Raw genomic sequence first — 20,475 nt, 5'->3', positions numbered from 1 at the left:
GGTTGGTTCCGTCCACGCAGATACAGCGAAATTCGGCTAGCGGCCGGCCCGCGATCCGGGCCGGGCCGGGCCGCTCAGTTCTTGCCATGCATTCTTTCGTTCGCCGCCTGCCGCATGGCGGCGCCTTGCGCGGCGTAGTCGCCCACCAGGATCGCTCCGGCATAGAAAGCGCGATCGTTGGTATCCGCGATGCGCCCGCCGTCGCTGGTCGCCAGGTGCACGCTGTATACGCGGACCGGCGTGTCGCGATTGTCCGCGAGCACCTCGCGCAGTATGGAAGGACCATTGCGGCCGTACACGGTGTCTCCGGCGCGCAGATCCCGCGCGCGGCGCATGCCTGTCTTCGTCAGCACCGGATGGTCGAGCGTGACCACCACCGACTCGCCGGCCGCGTCCACGAGCTTGATGAACTTCTTGTCGCGGCCGGGGCTGATTCCGCTCAGCCGCACGCTTTTTCCCGAGGGACCCAGCAGCAGATCCCCGGCCTTGAGCGTTTCAATGGGCACGGTCCGGCCGTCGGCCAGCGCAACCGGGGTGCCTTCTATCACGCATCCCCATTGGTAGCCCACCGGCGGCAGCTGCTTGTTGGCGTCGAATCCGTCGAAGGTTTTCAGCGAACCCAGACCGATCGAGACCGGATGGTAGGGACTGCCGTTCCGCTCGTCGAAGAACATGGCGATCATGTACCAATCCTGGATATCCGCCGGATCCAGGTCGGTGCAGGTCGATATCTTGCCGGCGTCGAGAAACTGGGAAGAATCCTTGCGGTCCTGCGGATTGGAGAACTGCCACTGGAGCTTATTGCCGAGGACATTGAAGCCTTTCCATGGCGGATCGATGTCGAAACTGGCATCGCAGGCGCCACCCTCTACCCTGACCAGCTTGACGCGGAGTTTCCCGGGGGTCTTGTCCTTGCCGCTGGGGATGGCGGGGATGGTACGCCCGTCGGTTCCCGTCATCGTGTAGATCGCGTTGGCGATCGTTATGGTGCCCGCGAAGGGAAACAGCAGGTCCAAGTCGTCGTTCAGCACCCCCGGCTGGGACGGCCCGTAGTCGCAGAACTCGCCATTCGTATCCGCCACGGCGCGATTCAGGCAAATGATCGTCCTGTCCGGGACACCGTCCTGCGGCGGCGGATGGCCGGGCGCGGGGGTGGGATCCAGCATCGCCACGCTCAGGGGGCCGGCGGAAGCGTCGCGATCCATGCGGACATTCCAGCAGAAGGGCTGGCCGCCCGCCTCCCCGAAGTAATTCGTGTACGTGATGACGTTGGCTTTATTGGGATTGTTGTTTCCCGCGACCACCGACTGGGTCACGACCGGCATATTGCGCATGCTTTCGTCGTCGGAGTTCGTGCCGGAAGCGATCAGCGTCTCGGCCAGGCCGGCGGCGTCCTTCGTGTAGATGTTGACGGTCTGGATCTCGAACTTGTCCAGGTCCGTATCGTTCACGAACATGCTGCTGAATGACAGCGCGGTCACGTTCGTGAACAGAGGCGCGGTCGACGTGACGTGGATGATGGCGAAATCGTCCGGCGCATGCGTCATGCCATAGCGGCCGGGCTTGCCGGTAGACGTCATATCGGGAAACTTCCAGCCGCGCGCCTTCAGCGTTTCCAGCGTGCGATAGGCCGCCGGATAGCGCTGGGCATCGCGCCCCCACATCCGCAGCAGGGCGCGCCGGGCTTCTTCCCCGCTGGCGTCGCAGGCCACCGGCAGGCCCGTGTTGGGCGTGCTGTCCACGTCGGCCCGGATCGCGCGATCGTCCGCGGCGTTCGGTTTATGAAAGGCAGGCGCTCCCGCCACCTGGAACGGCGCCAACGCCAGCATCGTCATGCATGCCGTGCCGACCGCTATCGACAGAACATTACGCATACTCGGATATCTCCCGGACCGGGCAAGCCCGGTGTTCGACCATCGCGTCTGGTCAAGAGTCCTGACGGATGCAAGCCGGCCGGCGCGCGTCGCGTGCCGGCCGGCCCTGTGCCGTCAGGCGGTCACGAGCTGGAGAATCGGCGTCAAGGGCGCGGAATACAGCGTCGGATCCCTCGGCGCGTCGCCGAAACCCTTGTAGTAATAGCACTCGAAAGTGCCCGCCTCCCGGCCATGGGCCGCGTACCCCGACAGATTGCCCGCCGGAATCTTCGCGACATTGGTGCCGTTCTGCGTCGCTGTCACCTGCAACTTGAAGCTGGCGGCTTTCGATCTGTCCGTGTCCAGGGGGTCATAGCCGTTCAGGAAGTAGACGAGCGTGACCTCGTCGCCCGTTGCCAGGTCGGGGATGTAGACCGACGGGTCGCCCTTCAGCAGCACACTGGTGTTGATGCTGGACAGGCCGATCGTATAAGGCCGGGCGAGCTTGCCATCGGTCGGCGGATGCAGCCAGGTGTTGCCCGTGACCGACTCCGGATTCACCGTGTTGGACTGGGTCGTCCTGAGGCTGGCGCCTGTTTCGGTGGTCATCCAGCTGATGACGTAGTTCGATGCACCGACGAAGGCCTGCTTCTGGATATCGAAGCCCTGGACCAGTGCCTCGTAGGCCTCGACCGCGCTCGCGAGCTTGCCGTTCACCAGGGCGACGGTCGGCTGGCCTATCTTGCCCGTCACGTCCAGGTTGCCCACCACGGTGGTCGTGAGCAGCGCACCGTTATACGCATCCAGGTTGAGCGGCGACCACAGATTGAATTGATTGCCATCCCCGCCTACCAGTTCCGGCAGGAACACCACGTGTTCGTTGTCCGCCAGGTTGCCCGTCCCGTACTTGATGGCGACCAGGAAAATGCCCTCGTACAGCGAGGAGAGCTTGAATTCGATGGCCTCGCCCAGCGGGCCGCTGTAGAACCAGTAAAGCCCGTCCGGGGAGACGACCTGTATGTTTCCGTTCTTGTCGTACACATTGATGTTGCCGACCACCTCGACGCCGATCGGGTAGTACTTCAGCTGTGTCGACCCACGGCTGGTGAACTGCGCGGTGGCGGTGATCGTGTAGGCGGGGAGGCCCAGGTCGGCGGCATCCGGGGCGACGGGAACGGCATTGGGGCTGACGACCAGATTGCCGGTATTCACCCAGGTGGTGGTGTAGGTAGCCGAGACATACGGCGCCAGGGTTGCCGGGTCCACCACTTCCAGCGGGACGACAACCCCATCGGTATCGCCCGTGTATGTCACGACGACGGCGACCTGCCCCGTGTTCACGTCCGTGGTCACCGGCATGACCTGGTCGAACGTGACATTGGCATCGGAACTCTGGAACGTGACGGGTATGTTCTTCGGGTCGGTGGGACTGGGCGGATCGTAGGTGAACGTGAAAAGCATCGGGGCTCTCAAGCCCATCGAGCATCCGGTGGGTGGCATGATCGAATCGGCCATTTCTATCTCCTGGCGACGGTACGGCTTCGTTCCGGGCATGCGGCTGGTCCCGGGTTGCGGCCAAGCGGCACGCGCCGCCTGTCTTGGCGTTCATTCTATGGAGGGGCCGATGTAATACGAACTGGCAGAACTGCCAGTTCGCGTTTTGCGCATTGACGTGGGATGCCGATGCCTTCGGCGACATCCGCGGCGCTATCGCATGCGAGAGGGGGTCAGGGCTTGAGGCCCGCCGGCGCGGCGCCCACGCCGCGCACCAGGAAACGCCAATATCGCGCGCCGCCACCCGCATCGACCGCGACCACGCCACCGACGTTGACGCGGCCGGGTGGCGGCCGCAAGCAGGAGGGATCGCGGACCAGCGACACCGTGGCGTCGCCGCGGCCCGGCAAGGTCAGCCACTCGCGCGGCGCATAGCCTTGTTCCACCGGCACGCCGCTGATGGACAGCCGCGTGCACAGGCCGACGAAAGTCTGTGGACCGAGCAAGGCGAATCGGACGGGCCTGGCCGCGCGGTTCTCCACACGCAGCGAGACGCCGCTGCCATGCATGGGATCGCCGCGCTGGCCCGACACCGTGATCCGCAGCGGCCGCTCCAGGGCGGCGTCGCGCGGCCACTGCCGGTCGGCGCGCGCCTCGCCCGCCAGCACCTGGCGCGACGTGTCCGCGACGAAGGCGGCCCGTCCGCGCCATTGCGCCAGGGCCTCGGTCTTGCAGCCGCCGGCGTTGGCTACCACCCGAACCGCCTGTTCGGCGGTCATCAGCACCGGGGGCACTTCTTCGGCCAGCTTTTCCAGCATGGCCTTGGCGGACAGTTTCAGGCGCTGCGTGGCGACGGCTTCCAGTTCATCGAGGCGCCGCGCCTGCCGGTCGCCGTCGCCATCCGGGCAAAGCACATCGACCTTGGCCAGCATGTCCCAGGCGGTGAGCGCCTGGCGCAAGGTGTAGTTTTCGCCCGGCGCGGCCGGCGCCCCCAGCGCGGGGGGCACGCAGGCAAGCGGCAGGACGGCCAGGACCAGGCCGGCGGCGGGGCGTGCGGCGCGCTTGGGCTTCAAGCGGCGGGATCCTCGCCCAGGTCGAACAGGCTGGTCGCGTCCAGCTCCAGCACCGCTTCGTCGTGCTGGTTGTAGACGACCCAGGCCCAGTTGATGATGCCCAGGTCGTTGCGCGACGAGGAACTGCGCACGCCGTGCACGCGCGCTTCCAGCCGCAGCCGGTCGCCGGGACGCACCGGCACGCGCCAGCGGACTTCCCCCAGGCCGGGGGATCCGAAGGACTCGGAATCGTGCAGCGCCGTATCCACGGCCATGCGCATCGCCATGGCGCAGGTGTGCCACCCGCTGGCGATCAGCCCGCCCCAGCGCCCTTCGTTGGCGCGCTTGACGTCGGTATGGAACCACTGCGGGTCGTATTTGCGGGCGAATTCCAGGATCTCGGCTTCCGTGACCGTGACCGGACCGGCATGGATCACCATGCCCTGCTTGAAATCGGCGAACTTCATCTAGCGGCTTCCCCATGGCGACCGCGCCGGGACTCGTGCCCTGCCGCGCGCCATGCGGGGCCTGGACGAAGGAATCGGATCGCGGTCAGTACGTCTCGAAATGCAGCCTGCCTTGGCGGCACAAGGCCTGGTGCAGGATAGACCAATCCTGGCCGGCTTGCACGGCGGCATGCGCCAGGGCGTCGAGCACGCCGGTTTCCATGCCCTTCAGGCCGCAGACGTAGACACAGGTCCTGTCGTCGTTCAGCAGGGCGAGCACGTCCGCGGCGCGCTCGACGATCAGGTCCTGCACGTATCGCCTGGGCTGGTCCGGCTCGCGCGAGAGGGCCAGGTTGATGTCGATGAAGTCCCGGGGCAGCTTCATCAGGGGGCCGAAATACGGCAGCTCCCGGCGGGTGCGGGCGCCGAAGAACAGCATCAGCCTGCCGTTGTCTCCGCTGGCCATGCGGCGCCGGCAACGCTCCGTCATGGCGCGCATAGGGGCCGATCCCGTGCCCGTGCATATCATCAGCAGGTTGGCGCCGCGCCGTCCCGGCATCAGGAAGGTGTTGCCGAAGGGGCCGATCACGCGCACGGTGTCGTGCCGGGCCAGGTCGCACAGGTAGTTGGAGCACAGGCCGTCGTGGCTGTTGCCGTCCCGGCCGGCGGCCACGCGCTTCACCGTCAGCGACAGATTGTTGTAGCCGGGCCGCTCGCCGTCGCGCGGGCTTGCCACGGAATACTGGCGCGCATGGTGCGGGCGCCCGCGCGCATCCACGCCGGGCGGCAGGATGCCGATGGACTGGCCCTCCAGCACGGGGAAAGGCATTTCGCCGAAGTCGAGCACGATGTGGCGCACATCGCTGTCGGCAGAGTCGTCGGTAACGCGATAGTTGCCCACCACGGTGGCGACGACCGGATCCTTGTGCGTGTAGAGGTTGACGTAGGGATGCGCGGCGGACCAGGGCGGCACGACGGCCCCGCGGATCACCGCGGGCGCGGCGGCTGGCCCGGCCAGGCTTTCGGGATCCATGGCGGAATCGCCGCGATCGGCCCCGCTGGCGGCCGCGGGGCCCGAAGCGGCGGCGGCCGCCGCCTCCGCCACGCCCGCCGCGTCCGTTTCGCCGGCGCCGGTCGCGTTACCGCCCGTCGTTTCCGCGGCCCGCGCCTCGGCCAGCAGGGCCTCCACGGGCTCCTGCGGCGGCAGCGCGTCCCAGCCGAACTGGTCCTGCACGCCATAGGCGCGCGCGCGCGGAATGACGCGCCAATTGTCGATCGAACCCGTCGGGCAAGGCGGCACGCAGGCCATGCAGCCGTTGCAGACGTCCGGGTCGACCACATAGTTGTTGCCATCGTGGGTGATGGCGTCGATGGGACAGGTCTCCTCGCAGGTGTTGCAGCGTATGCAGATCTCGGGATCGATCAGGTGCTGCTTCAACAGGCTGGGGGGCAATGGGGCGTTCATCGTTTCACCCTGGTTGCGGCATGCGGGCGGCGGTTGATGGCGTCATGGCGGCCGCTGCGACGCGTCCGGCCATTCGCCCCGCAAGGCATGGCCACGCGGGGCGGCGGCGCGGCGTTCAATTGAAGCGGACGTATTCGAAGTCGACCGGCTGGCGGTTCACGCCCATGACGGGCGGCGCGATCCAGTTGGCAAACTTGCCCGGCTCGACGACGCGTCCCATCAGCGAGGCCACGAAGACGCGGTCCTCGTCCGTGGGCAGCCAGCGCGACCGGCCTGCCTGCCACTGCGCCTCATCGACAATTTCCCCTTCCGGCGTGACCTTGATGCCGGCCAGCGTGCCGATCTGGCGGTTGAAGGCCTTGTGCGGCACCGACAGGCGGAAGGGGATGCCGTTCTTTTCGATGACCTTGTTCCAGCGCCCGACACCCGCCATGGAATCGCGGATGAAGTCGTCGCGCAGCACTTCGTTCAAGGCATTCAGCATGGGCACTTCGGTTTCGCGCAGCTTGCCGCCTTCCAGGGACAGGATGCGGTAGCTGTCGTTCTTCAGCTGGTGGTCGTCCGTGCGCTTGCCTTCCTCGTAGCGGCCCTTCAGGCCGGCACTGTAGAAGATCGCCGCGTTGGACGACTGGTCCGCGCCGAACAGATCGATGGTGACGCTGTAGTGGAAATTCAGGTAGCGCTGTATGGTCGGCAGGTCGATCACGCCGGCCGCGCGCACCGCCGCGGGGTCGTCGGTCTTGAGCTGGTTCATGACCTCGCAGGTGCGCTGGATGATGCGGGACACGCCGGACTCGCCGACGAACATGTGGTGCGCTTCCTCGGTCAGCATGAACTTCGTGGTGCGGGCCAGGGGATCGAAGCCGGACTCCGCCAACGCGCACAGCTGGAACTTGCCGTCGCGATCGGTGAAGTAGGTAAACATATAGAAGGACAGCCAGTCCGGCGTCTTCTCGTTGAAGGCGCCCAGGATGCGGGGGTTGTCGGCATCGCCGGACGTGCGCTGCAACAGCGCGTCGGCCTCTTCGCGGCCGTCGCGGCCGAAGTAGCGGTGCAGCAAGTACACCATGGCCCACAGATGGCGGCCTTCTTCCACGTTGATCTGGAACAGGTTGCGCAGGTCGTACTGCGAAGGCGCGGTCAGGCCCAGGTGGCGCTGCTGCTCGATCGACGCCGGTTCGGTATCGCCCTGGGTCACGATGATGCGGCGCAGATTGGCGCGGTGTTCGCCGGGCACGTCCTGCCAGACGTCGCGGCCCAGGTTCTCGCCGAAGTGAATCCTGCGCTGGCCGTCGCGCGGCGCCAGGAAGATGCCCCAGCGGTAATCGGGCATCCTGACGTGGTCGAAATGCGCCCAGCCATCCGGCTCGACGCTGACGGCCGTGCGCAGGTAGACCTCATGGTTGTGCGAGCCGTCGGGCCCCATGTCGCGCCACCATTGCAGATAGTTGGGCTGCCAATGCTCCAGGGCGCGCTGCAGCGCGCGGTCGCTGGAAAGATCGACGTTGTTCGGGATCCGGTCCGTATAGTTCACGCCTGACATGTCTGTGCTCCTGTCCGGCAGGGCGCCCGGCGCCGTGGCTGGCGCGCCCTGCATGCTCTGTGTGGAAGCGGCCGGCCCGCGTATCGGCCGCGATGGGAACTCCGTTTGGCTTGCCCTGGCTTCGCCCGGACCGGCCGGCCATGCCGCGCCCTTGCCCCGCCAAGGCGCGGCGGCTCAGACCCGGTTCCAGTCGAAGGCGGCCTGTTCGCCCTTGCCGTACAGCTTCAACGCGCCCTTTTCCCCGACCGCGTTGGGGCGGTTGAAGATCCAGTTCTGCCAAGCGGTCAGCCGCCCGAAGATGCGCGTTTCCATGGTTTCGCGCGGGCCGAACCGCAGGTTGGCCTCCATCCCCGTCAAGGCATCGGGCGAGAGCGCGCCCCGTTCTTCCAGCGCCAGGCGCACTTCGTCATCCCAGTCGATGGCATCGGGCGCGAAGGTGACCAGGCCCAGGTCCAGGGCCTCTCGCGCCGGGATCGCCCGGCCGGCGCGGGCGCGCACGGCCTCCAGCGGCGCGCTTTCGTGGTGGAAGCGGCGCTGCAGGCGGCTTTCCCCGCTGACCATGGGGCAGGCGCCGAAGTTGCGCTCGCCGACCACCAGGCGCGCGGGGGCGGCGCTGTCTTCGTCGTCCAGCATATAGATGCGGTCCGCGGCCAGGGCCAGTTCCAGCAGCGTGCCGGCGAAGCAGGATTGCGGCTCCACGAGCGCGAACAAGGTGCGCGAGGTCACGTCCAGGCGCGCCAGCGTACGCCGCAGCATGCCCGCGGTTTCGTTGACGAACCAATGGCCGGCATGGGCCTGCAGCGTGGCATCGACCGCAAGCACCGCCTGGGGATCGCCGCGCGTGCGCAGCACCCAGGTGCCGATGTCGAGTTCGTTGGCCCGCATCCACAGGATGGCGTCGTCCAGCTCGCGTGCCATTCGCAGGGGCCACCATTCGGCGCCTTGCGCCAGGATGGCGTCGACATCGCGCGGGACGTCCTGGTCCGGCGCGCGCACGGTCCAGTTGGCCAGGCGGCGCTCGCGGTCGATCGCCACGTCGACATAGCGGTAGGACAGGCCGTCCGGGCCGTCGCGGCGCTGCAGCGGCGTCAGCGCCACGCCGGCGCCCTGCCCCGGCCGGCTGCTGCCTTCCGCCAGGGCGAGCGCGCGCTGCCGCACGCCGGCCGCGAACTGCTGCGGCTTGATGACGTCGTCGACCAGGCGCCAGGCCTTGGCCCGCTCGCCGCGCACGCCCTCCACCAGGGTGCAGAAGATATCGGCATGATCGTGCCGCACCTTGCGCTTGTCGATCACGCGGGTCAGGCCGCCGGTACCGGGCAGCACGCCCAGCAGGGGGACTTCCGGCAAGGCGACGGCGGAGGAGCGGTCGTCCACCAGCAGGATCTCGTCGCACGCCAGGGCAAGCTCGTAGCCGCCGCCGGCGCAAGCCCCGTTCACGGCGGCGATGAATTTCAGGCCGCTGTGCCGGCTGGCGTCCTCGATACCGTTGCGGGTCTCATTGGTGAACTTGCAGAAGTTGACCTTCCACGCGTGCGAGGACAGCCCCAGCATGAAGATGTTGGCGCCGGAGCAGAACACGCGGTCCTTCAGGCTGGTCACCACGACCGTGCGGACTTCGGGATGCTCGAAGCGGATGCGCTGCAGGGCGTCGTGCAGCTCGATGTCCACGCCCAGGTCGTAGGAGTTCAGCTTGAGCTTGTAGCCGGGCCGCAGGCCGCCGTCCTCGGCCACGTCCATGGCCAGCGTGGCGACCGGGCCGTCGGTGGTTAGGCGCCAATGGCGGTAGCGGGTGGGATCGGTCCTGAAGTCGACCGGGGATGGGGCGTTCGTCATGGAGGTCTCCTGCACCATGGCGCGCATGCACGATACTGCATGCGCTATCGTTTGATGCAGAATAGTGCAGCCTCAGGTGGGCGTCAAGGCCGACATGCAACAAACTTCCGGTGGGACGCCATTCGCCTGCGCGCCGGCCGGGATCGCGCCGGGCGCGACGGCGGACGGTTACGGCCGCGCCTTCAAAGCGGCAGGCCGCCTGCCTTGCGCACCTGCGCCCGCAGGCCGGCGAAGCATTCGGCCACATCCATATGGCTGGTGTTCCAGGTCAGGTCGGCCTTGGCATAGAAGGCCTCGCGGCCGGCCAGGATGCGCTTGAGGTCCGCCATGGCTTCGTTATTGCCGGACATGGGGCGGAAATCGCCCTGCGCCATGACGCGGCCCATGTGCTCTTCCGGGGTGGCGCGCAGCCACACGGTATAGCAATGCGCCAGCAGCAGATTGAAGGTGGCGGCCTCGGACACCAGCCCGCCCGGCGTGGCCAGGACCATCTCGGGATAGAGCTGCACGGCCTCTTCGAGGGCGCGCCGTTCGTAGCGGCGGTAGGCATTGGGGCCGTACAGGTTATGGATCTCCAGGATGCCGCAACCGGCGACCCGCTCGATCTCGACATTGAGTTCGACGAAGGGGTAGCCCAGGTCGTCCGCCAGCATCTGGCCCAGCGTGGATTTGCCGGCGCCGCGCAGGCCGATAAGCGCGATGCGCTGGAAGCGGTCGGGACGCTGCCCGCCGCCCACGCCGAACAGCTGGGCCAGCGACACGCGCGCGCGTTGCAGGTCGGCCTCTGTGCGGCCGCTGAGCAATTCGCGTATCAGCAGCCATTCGGGCGATTCGGTGGTGACGTCGCCCACCAGTTCCGCCAGCGCGCAATTGAAGGCGCGGGCGATCTGCAGCAGCACCAGGATGGATGCATTGCCCAGCCCGTGCTCCAGGTTGGCCAGGTGGCGCTCGGACACCCCGGTGGCCTGCGCCAGCGCCTTGCGCGTCATGCCGCGGATGGCGCGCAGGCGGCGCACGCGTTCGCCCAGCGCCACCAGGAAGGGTTCACGTTGCGGATCGGTAGACGCCTTGTCCAACGCTTGAGTCATGAATCGGGTTGCTCCGAGGTTTCCCTAGTGGCCGGCGTTTATGCATTATAGTGCTTGACCCGGGCCGATTAAAGCACTATTTTTCCTGCAATGTTGAATAAGGGCTGACATCACCGGGCGGATAGCGCCCAGGGCGGCGGCCTGTGATTCTAGAGTAGCGCCGCGGCCCTCCCGGGCCGCCCCGGTTCCCTTCGCCGCGCCCGGCGCGGCAGAACGAACCGCCGGCCCATGACGCCGGCGGCGGGACGGGTCAGACAGACCAGGAGACAACACCGTGGATAGCTGTCCGCAGGAACTCAATTTCGCCAGCCACCTGGCCGCGCTGAACGCGGGACGGGCGGACAAGCCGGCCTATATCGACGATTTTGGCGTGCTGCGCTACGGCGGACTGGCGGACCGCGCGGCGCGCTTCGCCGGCGTGCTGCAAGGGCTGGGGCTGCGTCGAGAGGAACGCCTGCTGCTGCTGATGCACGATACCGCGGACTGGCCCGTGGCATTCCTGGGCGCGCTGCACGGGGGCGTGGTGCCGGTGGCCGTCAATACCCTGCTGACGCCCGACGACTACGCCTACATCCTGTCGCACAGCCGGGCCCGTGCCGCCATCGTGTCCGGCGCCCTGCTTCCGGTATTGCGGCGGGCAATGGCGCAGGGCCAGACGGAGCTCGAACACATCATCGTGTCGCGGCCCGAGGCCGACCCGGCCGGGCACGGCGCCATCGAGCTGGAAGCCGCGCTGGCCCGGGCGCCCGCCATCCCGCCCGTGCGCACGCTGGCCGACGAGATGGCATTCTGGCTGTACTCCTCCGGCTCCACCGGCAAGCCCAAGGGCGTGGTGCACACGCACGGCAACCTGTGGCATACCGCCGAGCTCTATGCCAAGCCCGTATTGGGCATCCGCGAGGACGACGTGGTGTTCTCGGCGGCGAAACTCTTCTTCGCCTACGGGCTGGGCAACGGCTTGACCTTTCCCCTGTCGGTGGGGGCCACCGTGGTGCTGATGGCCGAGCGCCCGACGCCGCAGGCCGTCTTCCAGCGGCTGACCCGGCACCGGCCCACGGTGTTCTATGGCGTGCCCACGCTGTACGCCGCCATGCTGGCCGCGCCCGACCTGCCGCCGCGCGAACAGCTGGCGCTGCGCGTCTGTACCTCGGCCGGCGAAGCCCTGCCGCGCGATATCGGCGAGCGATTCCGCCGGCACTTCGGCTGCGACATCCTGGACGGCATAGGCTCGACCGAAATGCTGCATATCTTCATCAGCAACCAGGCGGGCAGGATCCGCTATGGCACGACCGGCATGCCGGTGGCCGGCTACGAGGTGCAGCTGCGCGACGAACAGGGTCAGCCGGTGCCGCCCGGCACCATCGGCGACCTGTATATCAAGGGTCCCAGCGCCGCCCTGATGTACTGGAACAATCGCGAGAAGACCCGCCAGTGCTTCCTGGGCGACTGGCTCAAAAGCGGCGACAAATACGTCCGCGACGAGGACGGCTACTACACCTATGCCGGCCGCAGCGACGACATGATCAAAGTCAGCGGCCAGTACGTGTCGCCGGTGGAGGTGGAGAACGTGCTGATCCAGCACGAGGCGGTGCTGGAAGCCGCGGTGATCGGCGTGCCCGACGGACAGGGATTGGTCAAGACCAAGGCCTATGTGGTGCTGCGCCCCGGCTACGCCGCGCACCCCGACACGGGGGCCGCGCTGCAGGCCTACGTCAAGCAGCATCTGGCGCCCTTCAAGTACCCGCGGCAGATCCACTTCACCGACGAGCTGCCCAAGACCGCCACCGGCAAGATCCAGCGCTTCCGGCTGCGCCAGATGGAAGAACACGCATGAACGCGGCCACCGGGCAACACGCCGCCGCGCAGGGGGACATGGCGCGGCATCCCGGGGAAGCGGCCGCGCCGGGCACGGGGCAGGCCCGCGTGCGGGTGGGCGGCCGCGCGCTGAGCCTGGAATACCAATGGATCGGGCCGGAGCGCCAGGGGACGCCGCTGCTGGTCTTCCTGCATGAGGGGCTGGGATCGCTGTCGATGTGGAAGGATTGGCCTGCCCGCGCCTGCGCCGCGGCCGGGTGCCGCGGCCTGGTGTATTCGCGCCCGGGCTACGGCCGCTCCACGCCGCGCGCGGCGCACGAGAAGTGGCCCGTGGCCTTTATGCATGAACAGGCCGACGCGGTGCTGCCCGCGCTGCTGCAAGCCCTGGGCATCGACGCGCGCCGCGATCCGCCCGTGCTTTTCGGCCACAGCGATGGCGCATCCATCGCGCTGCTGTATGCGGCGCGGCATCCCGACGCGGTCGCCGGCGTCATCGCCGCCGCGCCGCATGTCTTCGTCGAGGACGTCACGGTGGGCAATATCGAGGCCGCACGCCGCGCCTATCTGGAGACGGACCTGCGCGACCGGCTGGCCCGCTATCACGACGACCCCGATTCGGCGTTCTGGGGCTGGAACGATATCTGGCTGGATCCGGCCTTCCGTGCGTGGAATATCGAGGCGGAGATCGCCACGATCCGTTGCCCGGTGCTGGCGCTGCAAGGCCGGGACGACGAATACGGCACGCTCGCGCAGATCGAAAGCATCGCCCGGCGCGCGCCGCGCGCGGCCATGCGGGTGCTGGCCGATTGCCGCCATTCGCCGCACCGGGACCAGCCCGAAGCCGTCATCGATGCGATCCGCGGCTTCCTGCGGCAGCACGGCACGCGGACACCACACCTATAACGACCCACGAGACGGAGACACACGATGAACACGCGCATCATGCACGCCGCGATCGCCGCGACGCTGACCATGTCCGCCGGGCTGGCCCAGGCGCAGCCGGCGCCCCGGCAAGAACCCGTCAAGATAGGCTTCATGCTGCCGTACAGCGGCACCTACGCGGCCCTGGGCACGGCCATCGAAAACGGCTTCAAGCTGTACGTGGCCGAACAGGGCGGCAAGCTGGCGGGCCGCGAGGTCGCATACTACAAGGTCGATGACGAATCGAACCCGGCGAAGGCGCCGGAAAACGCCAACCGGCTCATCAAGCGCGACCAGGTCGATATCCTGGTGGGCACCGTGCATTCGGGCGTGGCGATGGCGCTGACCAAGGCGGCCAAGGAATCCGACACCACGCTGCTGGTCACCAACGCCGGGGCCGACGCCATTACCGGCCCGATGTGCGGCATGGGCGTGTTCCGCACGTCTTTCAGCAACTGGCAGCCGGCCTACGCCATGGGACCGGTCGCCGCCGAGAAAGGCTACAAGACCGCGGTCACCATCACGTGGAAGTACGCCGCCGGCGACGAGGCGGTGGCGGGCTTTCGCGAAGGCTTCGAAAAATCCGGCGGCAAGGTCGTCAAGGACCTGAGCCTGCCCTTTCCCAATGTCGAGTTCCAGCCGCTGCTGACGGAGATCGCCGCGCTCAAGCCCGACGTGGTTTTCACTTTCTTCGCGGGCGGCGGCGCGGTGAAGTTCGTGCAGGACTACGCCGCCGCGGGCCTGAATAAAACGATCCCGCTGTACGGTTCCGGCTTCCTGACCGACGGCACCCTGCAGGCGCAGGGGCAGGCCGCGCAAGGGCTGCTGACGACGCTGCACTATGCTGATGGCCTGGATACGCCGCGCGATACGGCCTTCCGCGCGGCCTATGCCAAGGCCTACCCGGGCACGCCGCCCGACGTCTACGCGGTACAGGGCTACGACGCCGCCCAGCTCTTGGCGGCCGGACTGCGGTCGGTGCAGGGCGACCTGTCCAGGAAGGCCGACATGCGCAAGGCGATGCGCGCCGCCACGATAGACAGCCCGCGCGGCGCGTTCACGCTATCCGTTGCCGGCAATCCCGTGCAGGACATCTACCTGCGCCAGGTCGACGGCATGGAGAACAAGGTCGTGAAGGTGGCGGTCAGGAAACTGGCCGACCCGGCGCGCGGCTGCCGGCTGTAGGACCGTCGTCCATGGACGGGACGGTCTTTCTTATCCAGTGCCTGAACGCGGTGCAATACGGCCTGCTGCTGTTCCTCGTGGCCAGCGGCCTGACGCTGATCTTCGGCATCATGGGCATCATCAACCTGGCCCACGGCAGCTTCTATATGGCCGGCGCCTACATGGCCTTCGCGCTGGGGCCGTGGATCGACAGGACCACGGGCGGCGGGCTGGCCGCGACCATCGTCGCCTGCGTGGTGCTGGCGGCGGTGCTGGGCTATGTGCTGGAACTGGCCTTCTTCAGTTTCCTGTACCGCCGCGACCACATGCAGCAGGTGCTGATGACCTACGGCCTGATCCTGGTATTCGAGGAAGCGCGCGCCATCCTGGTCGGCAACGATGTCCACGGCGTGCCCATCCCCGCCTGGCTGCAAGGCAGTATCCCGCTGGGCGGCGTCATGACCTACCCCGTCTACCGGCTGTTCATGTCGGCCGTGGGCGCGGCGGTGGCGCTGCTGCTTTACCTGGCGATCACCCGCAGCCGCATCGGCATGATGGTGCGGGCGGGCGCCAGCAATCGCGAGATGATCGCCTCGCTGGGCGTGGACATCAACCGCCTGTACCGGCTGGTGTTCGCCGCCGGCGTGGCCCTGGCCGCCCTGGCGGGCGCCATCGCGGCGCCGGTTTCCTCTGTGTATCCCGGCATGGGCAACGGCGTGCTGATCGCCTGCTTCGTGGTGGTGGTGATCGGCGGCATCGGCTCCATCCGCGGCGCGTTCGTGGCCGCGATGCTCGTGGGCTTCGTCGATACCTTCGGCCAGGTGTTCTTCCCGGCCGCGGCCGGGGTGCTGGTGTATGTGCTGATGGCGCTGGTCCTGCTGTGCAGGCCCGAAGGCCTGTTCAAGCAAGGCTGAAGAGAGACGGCGATGAAGATATCTGCTGGCGCCGCCGCGGCGATCGCCACCCTGCTGGTCCTGGCGCTGCTGCCCTGGATGGCCAGCGAATACTACCTGGGCCTGGCCGCCCGCATCATGATCTACGCCCTGTTCGCGCTCAGCCTGCAGCTGCTGGTGGGCGAGGCGGGGCTGGTCAGCCTGGGACACGCGGCGCCCTTCGGCCTGGGCGCGTATGCCGCCGCGCTGCTGTCGCCGCCGTCGGCGGCCGGACCGCTGGTACCGCTGCTGGCCGCCGCCATGGGGGGCGGCGCGGCCTATGCGCTCGCCACGGGCACGCTGGCGCTGCGCACACGCGGCGTGTACTTCATCATGGTGACGCTGGCCTTCGCCCAGATGGCCTATTACGTCTTTCACGATACCAAGGTGGGCGGCGGCAGCGACGGCGCCTATCTGTACTTCCGTCCGCAGGCCAGCGTGGGGGGCTGGATGCCCTTCGACCTGGCCGATGCGACGACCTTCCATCTTTTCGTGGCGGCCTGCCTGGCCTTGTGCTGGGGGCTGCTGGCCCGGCTGCGGCGCTCGCCCTTCGGCGCCGCGCTCGCCGGCATCCGCATCAATGAACAGCGCATGCGCGCGGCCGGCTACTCCACCTTTCCCTACAAACTGGTGGCCTATGCGCTGGGCGGCGCGCTGGCCGGCCTGGCGGGCTTCCTGTTCGCGCTCAAGGATGGCTTCGTCACGCCGGAACTGTTCGCCTGGGGGCAGTCCGGCATGGTGCTGCTGATGGTGATCCTGGGCGGCATGGCGCGCCCCGGCGGCGCGGTGGCGGGCGCCGTGGCGCTGGTCCTGATGCAGGAACTGTTCCAGTCGGAAGCGGTCTTCGGCGACTACGCGCGCCATTGGCATCTGCCGCTGGGCCTGGCGGTGATCCTGCTGGTGGCCCTGCTGCCGCGCGGCCTGGCCGGCCTGGCGGATGGCGCATCGCCGCGCATCCGGAAGAGAACCGCCACGGGGGAGTCCCATGCCTGACACACTGATGCACGCCCGCGACCTGACCCGCCGCTTCGGCGGCCTGACCGCCGTTCGTGGCGTCACGCTGGCCTTGCGCCGCGGCAGCCTGCATGCCGTGATCGGCACCAACGGGGCAGGCAAATCCACGCTGATCAATCTGCTGTCGGGCGACCTGCCCGCCGATGCCGGCGCCATCGAGTTCGCGGGACATGACGTAACGGCCTGGCCGCAGCCGCGCCGCGCCCGCGCCGGGCTGGGACGCAGCTACCAGCGATCCACCCTGTTCCCCACCCTGAGCGTGCACGAGAACTGCCGCCTGGCGGCGCAGGCCGCGCGCCCGCGCTTCTGGCAGTGGTGGCGCGACGCCGGTGCGTGCCGGCGGACCGTGGCGCTGGCGGACGAGGTACTCGAGCGCACCGGACTGTCGGCGGACCGCCACCGCATCGCCGGCACGCTGCCGCACGGCCGCAAGCGGCAGCTGGAGATTGCCATGTGCCTGGCGACGCGCCCGTCCGTGCTGCTGCTGGACGAGCCGCTGGCCGGCATGGGCGCCGAGGAAACCGGCCGCATGCTGGATCTGCTGCAGGCCTTGAAGCCCCAGCATGCCATCCTGCTGGTCGAACACGACATGGACGCCGTGTTCCGCGTCGCCGACACGATCACCGTGATGGTGGATGGCGGCGTGATCGCCAGCGGCGCCCCCGCCGCGATCCGCGCCGACGAGGCGGTACGCACCGCTTACCTGGGCGCAGCCGGCGGCGACGGCGAAGCTTGCACGCGGGTGGCCGCGCCATGAAACGGACCGATTGGATAGAAGCCGAAGGCCTGCACGCGCACTACGGCGCCAGCCATGTCCTGAGGGGCGTGGACTTGCGCATCGGCCAAGGGGAAGCCATCGGCCTGCTGGGCCGCAATGGCATGGGAAAGACGACCCTGATCCGGGTGCTGACCGGCCACCTGCGATGCAGTGCCGGGCGCGTGCGGATCGGCGGCGGCGACGGCACGCATATGCCGCCGCACGCACGCGCGCGCCTGGGCATCGCCTATGTTCCCGAAGGCCGTGGCATCTTTCCCAACCTGTCGGTGCGGGAGAATCTGCTGGTGGCCGCCCGCGCCGGCAAGGCGGGGCGCCGCGACTGGGACTATGCACGCGTCATGGAGATCTTTCCCCGGCTGCGCGAGCGCACGCGCCATGGCGGCCAGCAGTTGTCGGGCGGCGAGCAGCAGATGCTGGCCATCGGCCGTGCCCTGATGACCAACCCCGACCTGCTCATACTGGATGAAGCCACCGAAGGCCTGGCACCGCTGATCGTCGCCGAGCTATGGCGCGTGATCGCGCGGATACGGCAGACGGGGATTTCCACCCTGATCGTCGATCGCAACTACCGCGCGGTACTGGCGCATACCGATCGCTGCGTGGTCATGGAAAAAGGCGTCCTGGCTTGCCAGGACGCCAGCGCGGCGCTGGCCGCGCAGCCGCGACTGCTCGAACGCTATCTGGGCGTGTAGCGCGGGCCCGCTCAGCGTACGGGCCAGGGATACATCGCGCCGCCCTGGTTCCACAGCGCGTTCACGCCGCGCTTCAGCCCCAGCTTGCTGCCGCCGCCCACATTGCGCTCGAAGATTTCGCCGTAATTGCCGACCGCCTTGATGGCGTTGTAGGCCCACTTCTCGTCCAGGCCCATGTTTTTGCCGGCGCCGGGCGTCACGCCCAGGATGCGCAGCACATTGGGGTTGCTGCTTTTGAGCATGTCATCGACGTTCTTCTGGGTGATGCCGTATTCCTCGGCCTCCATCAGCGCGAACAGCGTCCAGCGCACGATGCCCAGCCAGTTTTCATCGCCCTGGCGCACCATCGGCCCCAGGGGCTCCTTGGACAGGCGCTCCGGCAGGATGTCGTAGTCGTTGGGATTGGCCACCTGCGACGCGCGCACGGCGGCCAGCTGCGAGGCGTCGTCCGTGAATGCATCGCAACGGCCGGACTCGAACGCGCGCACCACTTCGGTCACCTTGTCGATGACCACGGGCGTGAACTTGATCCCGTTGGCGCGGAACCAGTCGGACAGGTTGAGCTCGGTGGTCGTGCCGGGCTGCACGCAGATCGTCGCGCCGTCCAGCTCCTTGGCGCTTTTCACGTTCAGCGATTTGCGCACCAGGATGCCCTGGCCGTCGTAGAAGCTGGCCGCCACCGCGGCCAGGCCCAGGGAAGTATCGCGCGTCTGGGTCAGCGTTACCGTGCGCAGCAGCACGTCGACCTCGCCGGACTGCAGGGCCGTGAAGCGCTGCTGCGTGGACAGGGCCGTGCCCTTGAACTTGCCCGCATCGCCCAGCGTCGCGGCCGCGATGGCGCGGCAGATGTCCACGTCCATGCCGGCCCATTCGCCCTTGCTGTCCGTCGCGCTGAAACCGGTCACGCCATCGCTCAGCCCGCATTGGACGAAGCCCTTCTTCTTGACCGCGTCCAGCGTCGGCCCCGCCACCGCGACATGCGCGGCGCCCGCCAACGCCAGGGCGCAGGCCGTCAGGGTAAGAAACTTCTTCATGGGTGTTCTCCTTGGTGTCGGCGCCGCCCGCCTTGTGGGCACGCGGAACCGGATCGCCGGGCTAGCCGCCGGCCGGTCTTGCATGTAGGCGGCGCAGCGTAAGCCGGGCAGGCCGGCGGAACAATTAGGTGGAACACTTAGCCGCGATGAAGGCGGCGGCGCAAGGCGGGGGGCGCGCGGCTTCGCGGCTGCGCGCGCAGACGGGAAGCCGGGCGCACGGGCCAGGCAGCCGGGGCATCGCCGCCCCGGCATGTCTGCATCACATATCAAAGGCGGCCGCGGCGCGGCCGATGCGGTCGTTCACCGCCGCCCATTCGGGCGTACGCGGCGGCGCCTCGACCAGGATGCGGCGAAAGCCCATGCCGTCCAGTTCGCGCAGCAAGGCATACAAGGCCTGCGCATATTGCGCGGGTTCGGCGGCCACCGGCTGCCACACCAGGCGCGGATCGATTTGCAGCGGGCGCGGCGTATAGGCGACCACCACGGTGCGTCCGTCCTCGGGCAGGCCTATGCCGACCGCCGCGGCTTCCAGCTGTTCGCGCGTGGCCAGCGCCAGCGGCGTGCGCGGGGCGTAATGCGCGCGCAGCGTGCCGGAGGCGCGCGGCGCCGCGGCGTCGGGCAAGGAGGGCGGCTCGCCCAGCACCCGCTGGATGTCGGCGGCGGTGATATGGCCGGGCCGCAGCAGCACGGGCCCCACGCCCTGGTCCAAGCGCGACAGGTCGACGATGGTGGACTCGATGCCCACGGCCGAGGCGCCCCCCTGCAGCACCGGCATGCCGCGCGCCACTTCATCGGGAAACTCGGCGCGCACGTGTTCGGCCCGCGTCGGCGACACGTGGCCGAAACGATTGGCCGAGGGGCCCGCAACGCCGCCCTGGCCGCTGGCTTGCAGCGCCGCGAAGGCCCGCAGCAGGCGCTGCGCCACCGGGTGGGACGGGCAGCGCAGGCCCACGCTGTCCTGCCCGCCGCTGACGGCGGGATCGATGCGCGGCGCGCGTTTCAGGATCAGCGTCAGGGGCCCGGGCCAGAAGGCATCGATCAGGTCGCGCGCCTGGGGCGGAATCCTGCCCGTCCAATACGACAGGTCGGCGCCCGGCGCCACGTGCACGATGACGGGGTGATTGGAAGGCCGCCCCTTGGCGGCGTAGATGCGGCCCACGGCCAGGGGGTTTTCCGCGTCGGCGCCCAGCCCATACACCGTCTCGGTGGGAAAGGCCACCAGCTGCCCTTGCGCCAGCACGCGGGCGGCGTGCTCGATCTGGGCGTCGGAGGCTTCGGCTTCGGTCTGCGTGTCGGGCGCCATGGCGGGAATCCTGGATGAAGAAAGGGGAGCGCGCGGCCGGCGCGCGCC

Annotated in this window: 17 protein-coding genes; 7 read left to right on the top strand and 10 right to left on the bottom strand. The window is 68.4% G+C overall.

Annotated features, from left to right (window positions below; all coding sequences use genetic code 11):
• Positions 1–74: 74 nt before the first annotated feature.
• The 8 genes from BAU06_RS05205 to BAU06_RS05170 all read right to left on the bottom strand — a co-directional run bounded on the left by BAU06_RS05205 (position 75) and on the right by BAU06_RS05170 (position 10,774).
• A complete protein-coding gene (locus BAU06_RS05205; RefSeq protein WP_156770153.1) occupies positions 75–1,874 on the bottom strand; it encodes a Hint domain-containing protein in 1,800 nt (599 codons plus the stop codon).
• Between the two features lie 114 nt (positions 1,875–1,988).
• Positions 1,989–3,314 carry a hypothetical protein gene (locus BAU06_RS05200; protein WP_066345172.1) on the bottom strand — a complete coding sequence of 442 codons (1,326 nt, stop codon included), beginning with the start codon at positions 3,312–3,314 and terminating at the stop codon, positions 1,989–1,991.
• 266 nt (positions 3,315–3,580) lie between these two features.
• Positions 3,581–4,420, bottom strand: coding sequence for a hypothetical protein (locus tag BAU06_RS05195; RefSeq protein WP_066345167.1), 840 nt, complete (start codon positions 4,418–4,420; stop codon positions 3,581–3,583).
• Entirely contained in the window at positions 4,417–4,866 is a 450-nt protein-coding gene (locus BAU06_RS05190) for a MaoC family dehydratase (RefSeq protein WP_066345162.1), read from the bottom strand. Before BAU06_RS05190 ends, BAU06_RS05195 begins: the two co-directional genes overlap by 4 nt.
• An 85-nt stretch (positions 4,867–4,951) precedes the next feature.
• Positions 4,952–6,310 (bottom strand): benzoyl-CoA 2,3-epoxidase subunit BoxA, encoded by a 1,359-nt coding sequence (gene boxA / locus BAU06_RS05185; protein ID WP_066345160.1) that lies wholly within the window; start codon positions 6,308–6,310, stop codon positions 4,952–4,954.
• A 115-nt stretch (positions 6,311–6,425) separates the two neighbouring features.
• Positions 6,426–7,853 carry a benzoyl-CoA 2,3-epoxidase subunit BoxB gene (gene boxB, locus BAU06_RS05180; protein ID WP_066345159.1) on the bottom strand — a complete coding sequence of 476 codons (1,428 nt, stop codon included), beginning with the start codon at positions 7,851–7,853 and terminating at the stop codon, positions 6,426–6,428.
• Positions 7,854–8,027: 174 nt separating this feature from the next.
• The gene (gene boxC, locus BAU06_RS05175; RefSeq protein WP_066358113.1) at positions 8,028–9,686 is read right to left on the bottom strand and encodes a 2,3-epoxybenzoyl-CoA dihydrolase; all 1,659 of its coding nucleotides are present in this window, start codon (positions 9,684–9,686) and stop codon (positions 8,028–8,030) included.
• Positions 9,687–9,868: 182 nt separating this feature from the next.
• A complete protein-coding gene (locus BAU06_RS05170; RefSeq protein ID WP_066345158.1) occupies positions 9,869–10,774 on the bottom strand; it encodes a helix-turn-helix transcriptional regulator in 906 nt (301 codons plus the stop codon).
• A gap of 274 nt (positions 10,775–11,048) precedes the next feature.
• On the opposite strand from BAU06_RS05170, the gene BAU06_RS05165 reads away from it, so the two are divergent.
• The 7 genes from BAU06_RS05165 (at position 11,049) to BAU06_RS05135 (ending at position 18,090) form a co-directional block, all read left to right on the top strand.
• Positions 11,049–12,608: a benzoate-CoA ligase family protein gene (locus BAU06_RS05165; RefSeq protein ID WP_066345152.1), complete on the top strand. Its 1,560-nt coding sequence runs from the start codon at positions 11,049–11,051 to the stop codon at positions 12,606–12,608.
• A 38-nt stretch (positions 12,609–12,646) separates the two neighbouring features.
• The gene (locus BAU06_RS05160) at positions 12,647–13,492 is read left to right on the top strand and encodes an alpha/beta fold hydrolase (RefSeq protein WP_066358112.1); all 846 of its coding nucleotides are present in this window, start codon (positions 12,647–12,649) and stop codon (positions 13,490–13,492) included.
• A gap of 69 nt (positions 13,493–13,561) precedes the next feature.
• Positions 13,562–14,695, top strand: a complete 1,134-nt coding sequence (locus BAU06_RS05155) for an ABC transporter substrate-binding protein (RefSeq protein WP_415834872.1) — start codon at positions 13,562–13,564, stop codon at positions 14,693–14,695.
• Between the two features lie 11 nt (positions 14,696–14,706).
• On the top strand, positions 14,707–15,588 hold the full coding sequence (locus BAU06_RS05150; RefSeq protein ID WP_066345148.1) for a branched-chain amino acid ABC transporter permease: 882 nt from the start codon (positions 14,707–14,709) through the stop codon (positions 15,586–15,588).
• A gap of 12 nt (positions 15,589–15,600) precedes the next feature.
• Positions 15,601–16,599: a branched-chain amino acid ABC transporter permease gene (locus tag BAU06_RS05145; protein WP_415834868.1), complete on the top strand. Its 999-nt coding sequence runs from the start codon at positions 15,601–15,603 to the stop codon at positions 16,597–16,599.
• Positions 16,592–17,377, top strand: a complete 786-nt coding sequence (locus BAU06_RS05140) for an ABC transporter ATP-binding protein (RefSeq protein WP_066345145.1) — start codon at positions 16,592–16,594, stop codon at positions 17,375–17,377. Before BAU06_RS05145 ends, BAU06_RS05140 begins: the two co-directional genes overlap by 8 nt.
• Positions 17,374–18,090: an ABC transporter ATP-binding protein gene (locus BAU06_RS05135; protein ID WP_066345143.1), complete on the top strand. Its 717-nt coding sequence runs from the start codon at positions 17,374–17,376 to the stop codon at positions 18,088–18,090. The genes BAU06_RS05140 and BAU06_RS05135 overlap by 4 nt, the downstream gene beginning before the upstream one ends.
• Before the next feature lie 11 nt (positions 18,091–18,101).
• Here the strand turns inward: BAU06_RS05135 and BAU06_RS05130 are convergent, their stop codons facing one another.
• Positions 18,102–19,124 carry an amino acid ABC transporter substrate-binding protein gene (locus BAU06_RS05130; RefSeq protein WP_066345141.1) on the bottom strand — a complete coding sequence of 341 codons (1,023 nt, stop codon included), beginning with the start codon at positions 19,122–19,124 and terminating at the stop codon, positions 18,102–18,104.
• A 259-nt stretch (positions 19,125–19,383) separates the two neighbouring features.
• Positions 19,384–20,427, bottom strand: coding sequence for an L-threonylcarbamoyladenylate synthase (locus tag BAU06_RS05125; RefSeq protein ID WP_066345139.1), 1,044 nt, complete (start codon positions 20,425–20,427; stop codon positions 19,384–19,386).
• Positions 20,428–20,475 lie beyond the last annotated feature (48 nt).

Origin of the sequence: Bordetella bronchialis (assembly GCF_001676705.1) — a bacterium.
Taxonomy (GTDB): Bacteria; Pseudomonadota; Gammaproteobacteria; order Burkholderiales; family Burkholderiaceae_B; genus Bordetella_C; species Bordetella_C bronchialis.
This window is presented reverse-complemented; position numbering and strand designations above follow the sequence as displayed.

What these genes read in the sequence shown, in the direction of transcription:
- boxC (WP_066358113.1), bottom strand. Translation starts at nt 9,686, where the DNA reads ATGACGAACGCCCCATCCCCGGTCGACTTCAGGACCGATCCCACCCGC.
- BAU06_RS05170 (WP_066345158.1), bottom strand. Translation starts at nt 10,774, where the DNA reads ATGACTCAAGCGTTGGACAAGGCGTCTACCGATCCGCAACGTGAACCC.
- BAU06_RS05125 (WP_066345139.1), bottom strand. Translation starts at nt 20,427, where the DNA reads ATGGCGCCCGACACGCAGACCGAAGCCGAAGCCTCCGACGCCCAGATC.
- BAU06_RS05140 (WP_066345145.1), top strand. Translation starts at nt 16,592, where the DNA reads ATGCCTGACACACTGATGCACGCCCGCGACCTGACCCGCCGCTTCGGC.
- BAU06_RS05135 (WP_066345143.1), top strand. Translation starts at nt 17,374, where the DNA reads ATGAAACGGACCGATTGGATAGAAGCCGAAGGCCTGCACGCGCACTAC.
- BAU06_RS05145 (WP_415834868.1), top strand. Translation starts at nt 15,601, where the DNA reads ATGAAGATATCTGCTGGCGCCGCCGCGGCGATCGCCACCCTGCTGGTC.
- BAU06_RS05150 (WP_066345148.1), top strand. Translation starts at nt 14,707, where the DNA reads ATGGACGGGACGGTCTTTCTTATCCAGTGCCTGAACGCGGTGCAATAC.
- BAU06_RS05160 (WP_066358112.1), top strand. Translation starts at nt 12,647, where the DNA reads ATGGCGCGGCATCCCGGGGAAGCGGCCGCGCCGGGCACGGGGCAGGCC.
- BAU06_RS05155 (WP_415834872.1), top strand. Translation starts at nt 13,562, where the DNA reads ATGTCCGCCGGGCTGGCCCAGGCGCAGCCGGCGCCCCGGCAAGAACCC.
- BAU06_RS05205 (WP_156770153.1), bottom strand. Translation starts at nt 1,874, where the DNA reads ATGCGTAATGTTCTGTCGATAGCGGTCGGCACGGCATGCATGACGATG.
- BAU06_RS05190 (WP_066345162.1), bottom strand. Translation starts at nt 4,866, where the DNA reads ATGAAGTTCGCCGATTTCAAGCAGGGCATGGTGATCCATGCCGGTCCG.
- BAU06_RS05130 (WP_066345141.1), bottom strand. Translation starts at nt 19,124, where the DNA reads ATGAAGAAGTTTCTTACCCTGACGGCCTGCGCCCTGGCGTTGGCGGGC.
- boxB (WP_066345159.1), bottom strand. Translation starts at nt 7,853, where the DNA reads ATGTCAGGCGTGAACTATACGGACCGGATCCCGAACAACGTCGATCTT.
- BAU06_RS05200 (WP_066345172.1), bottom strand. Translation starts at nt 3,314, where the DNA reads ATGCTTTTCACGTTCACCTACGATCCGCCCAGTCCCACCGACCCGAAG.
- boxA (WP_066345160.1), bottom strand. Translation starts at nt 6,310, where the DNA reads ATGAACGCCCCATTGCCCCCCAGCCTGTTGAAGCAGCACCTGATCGAT.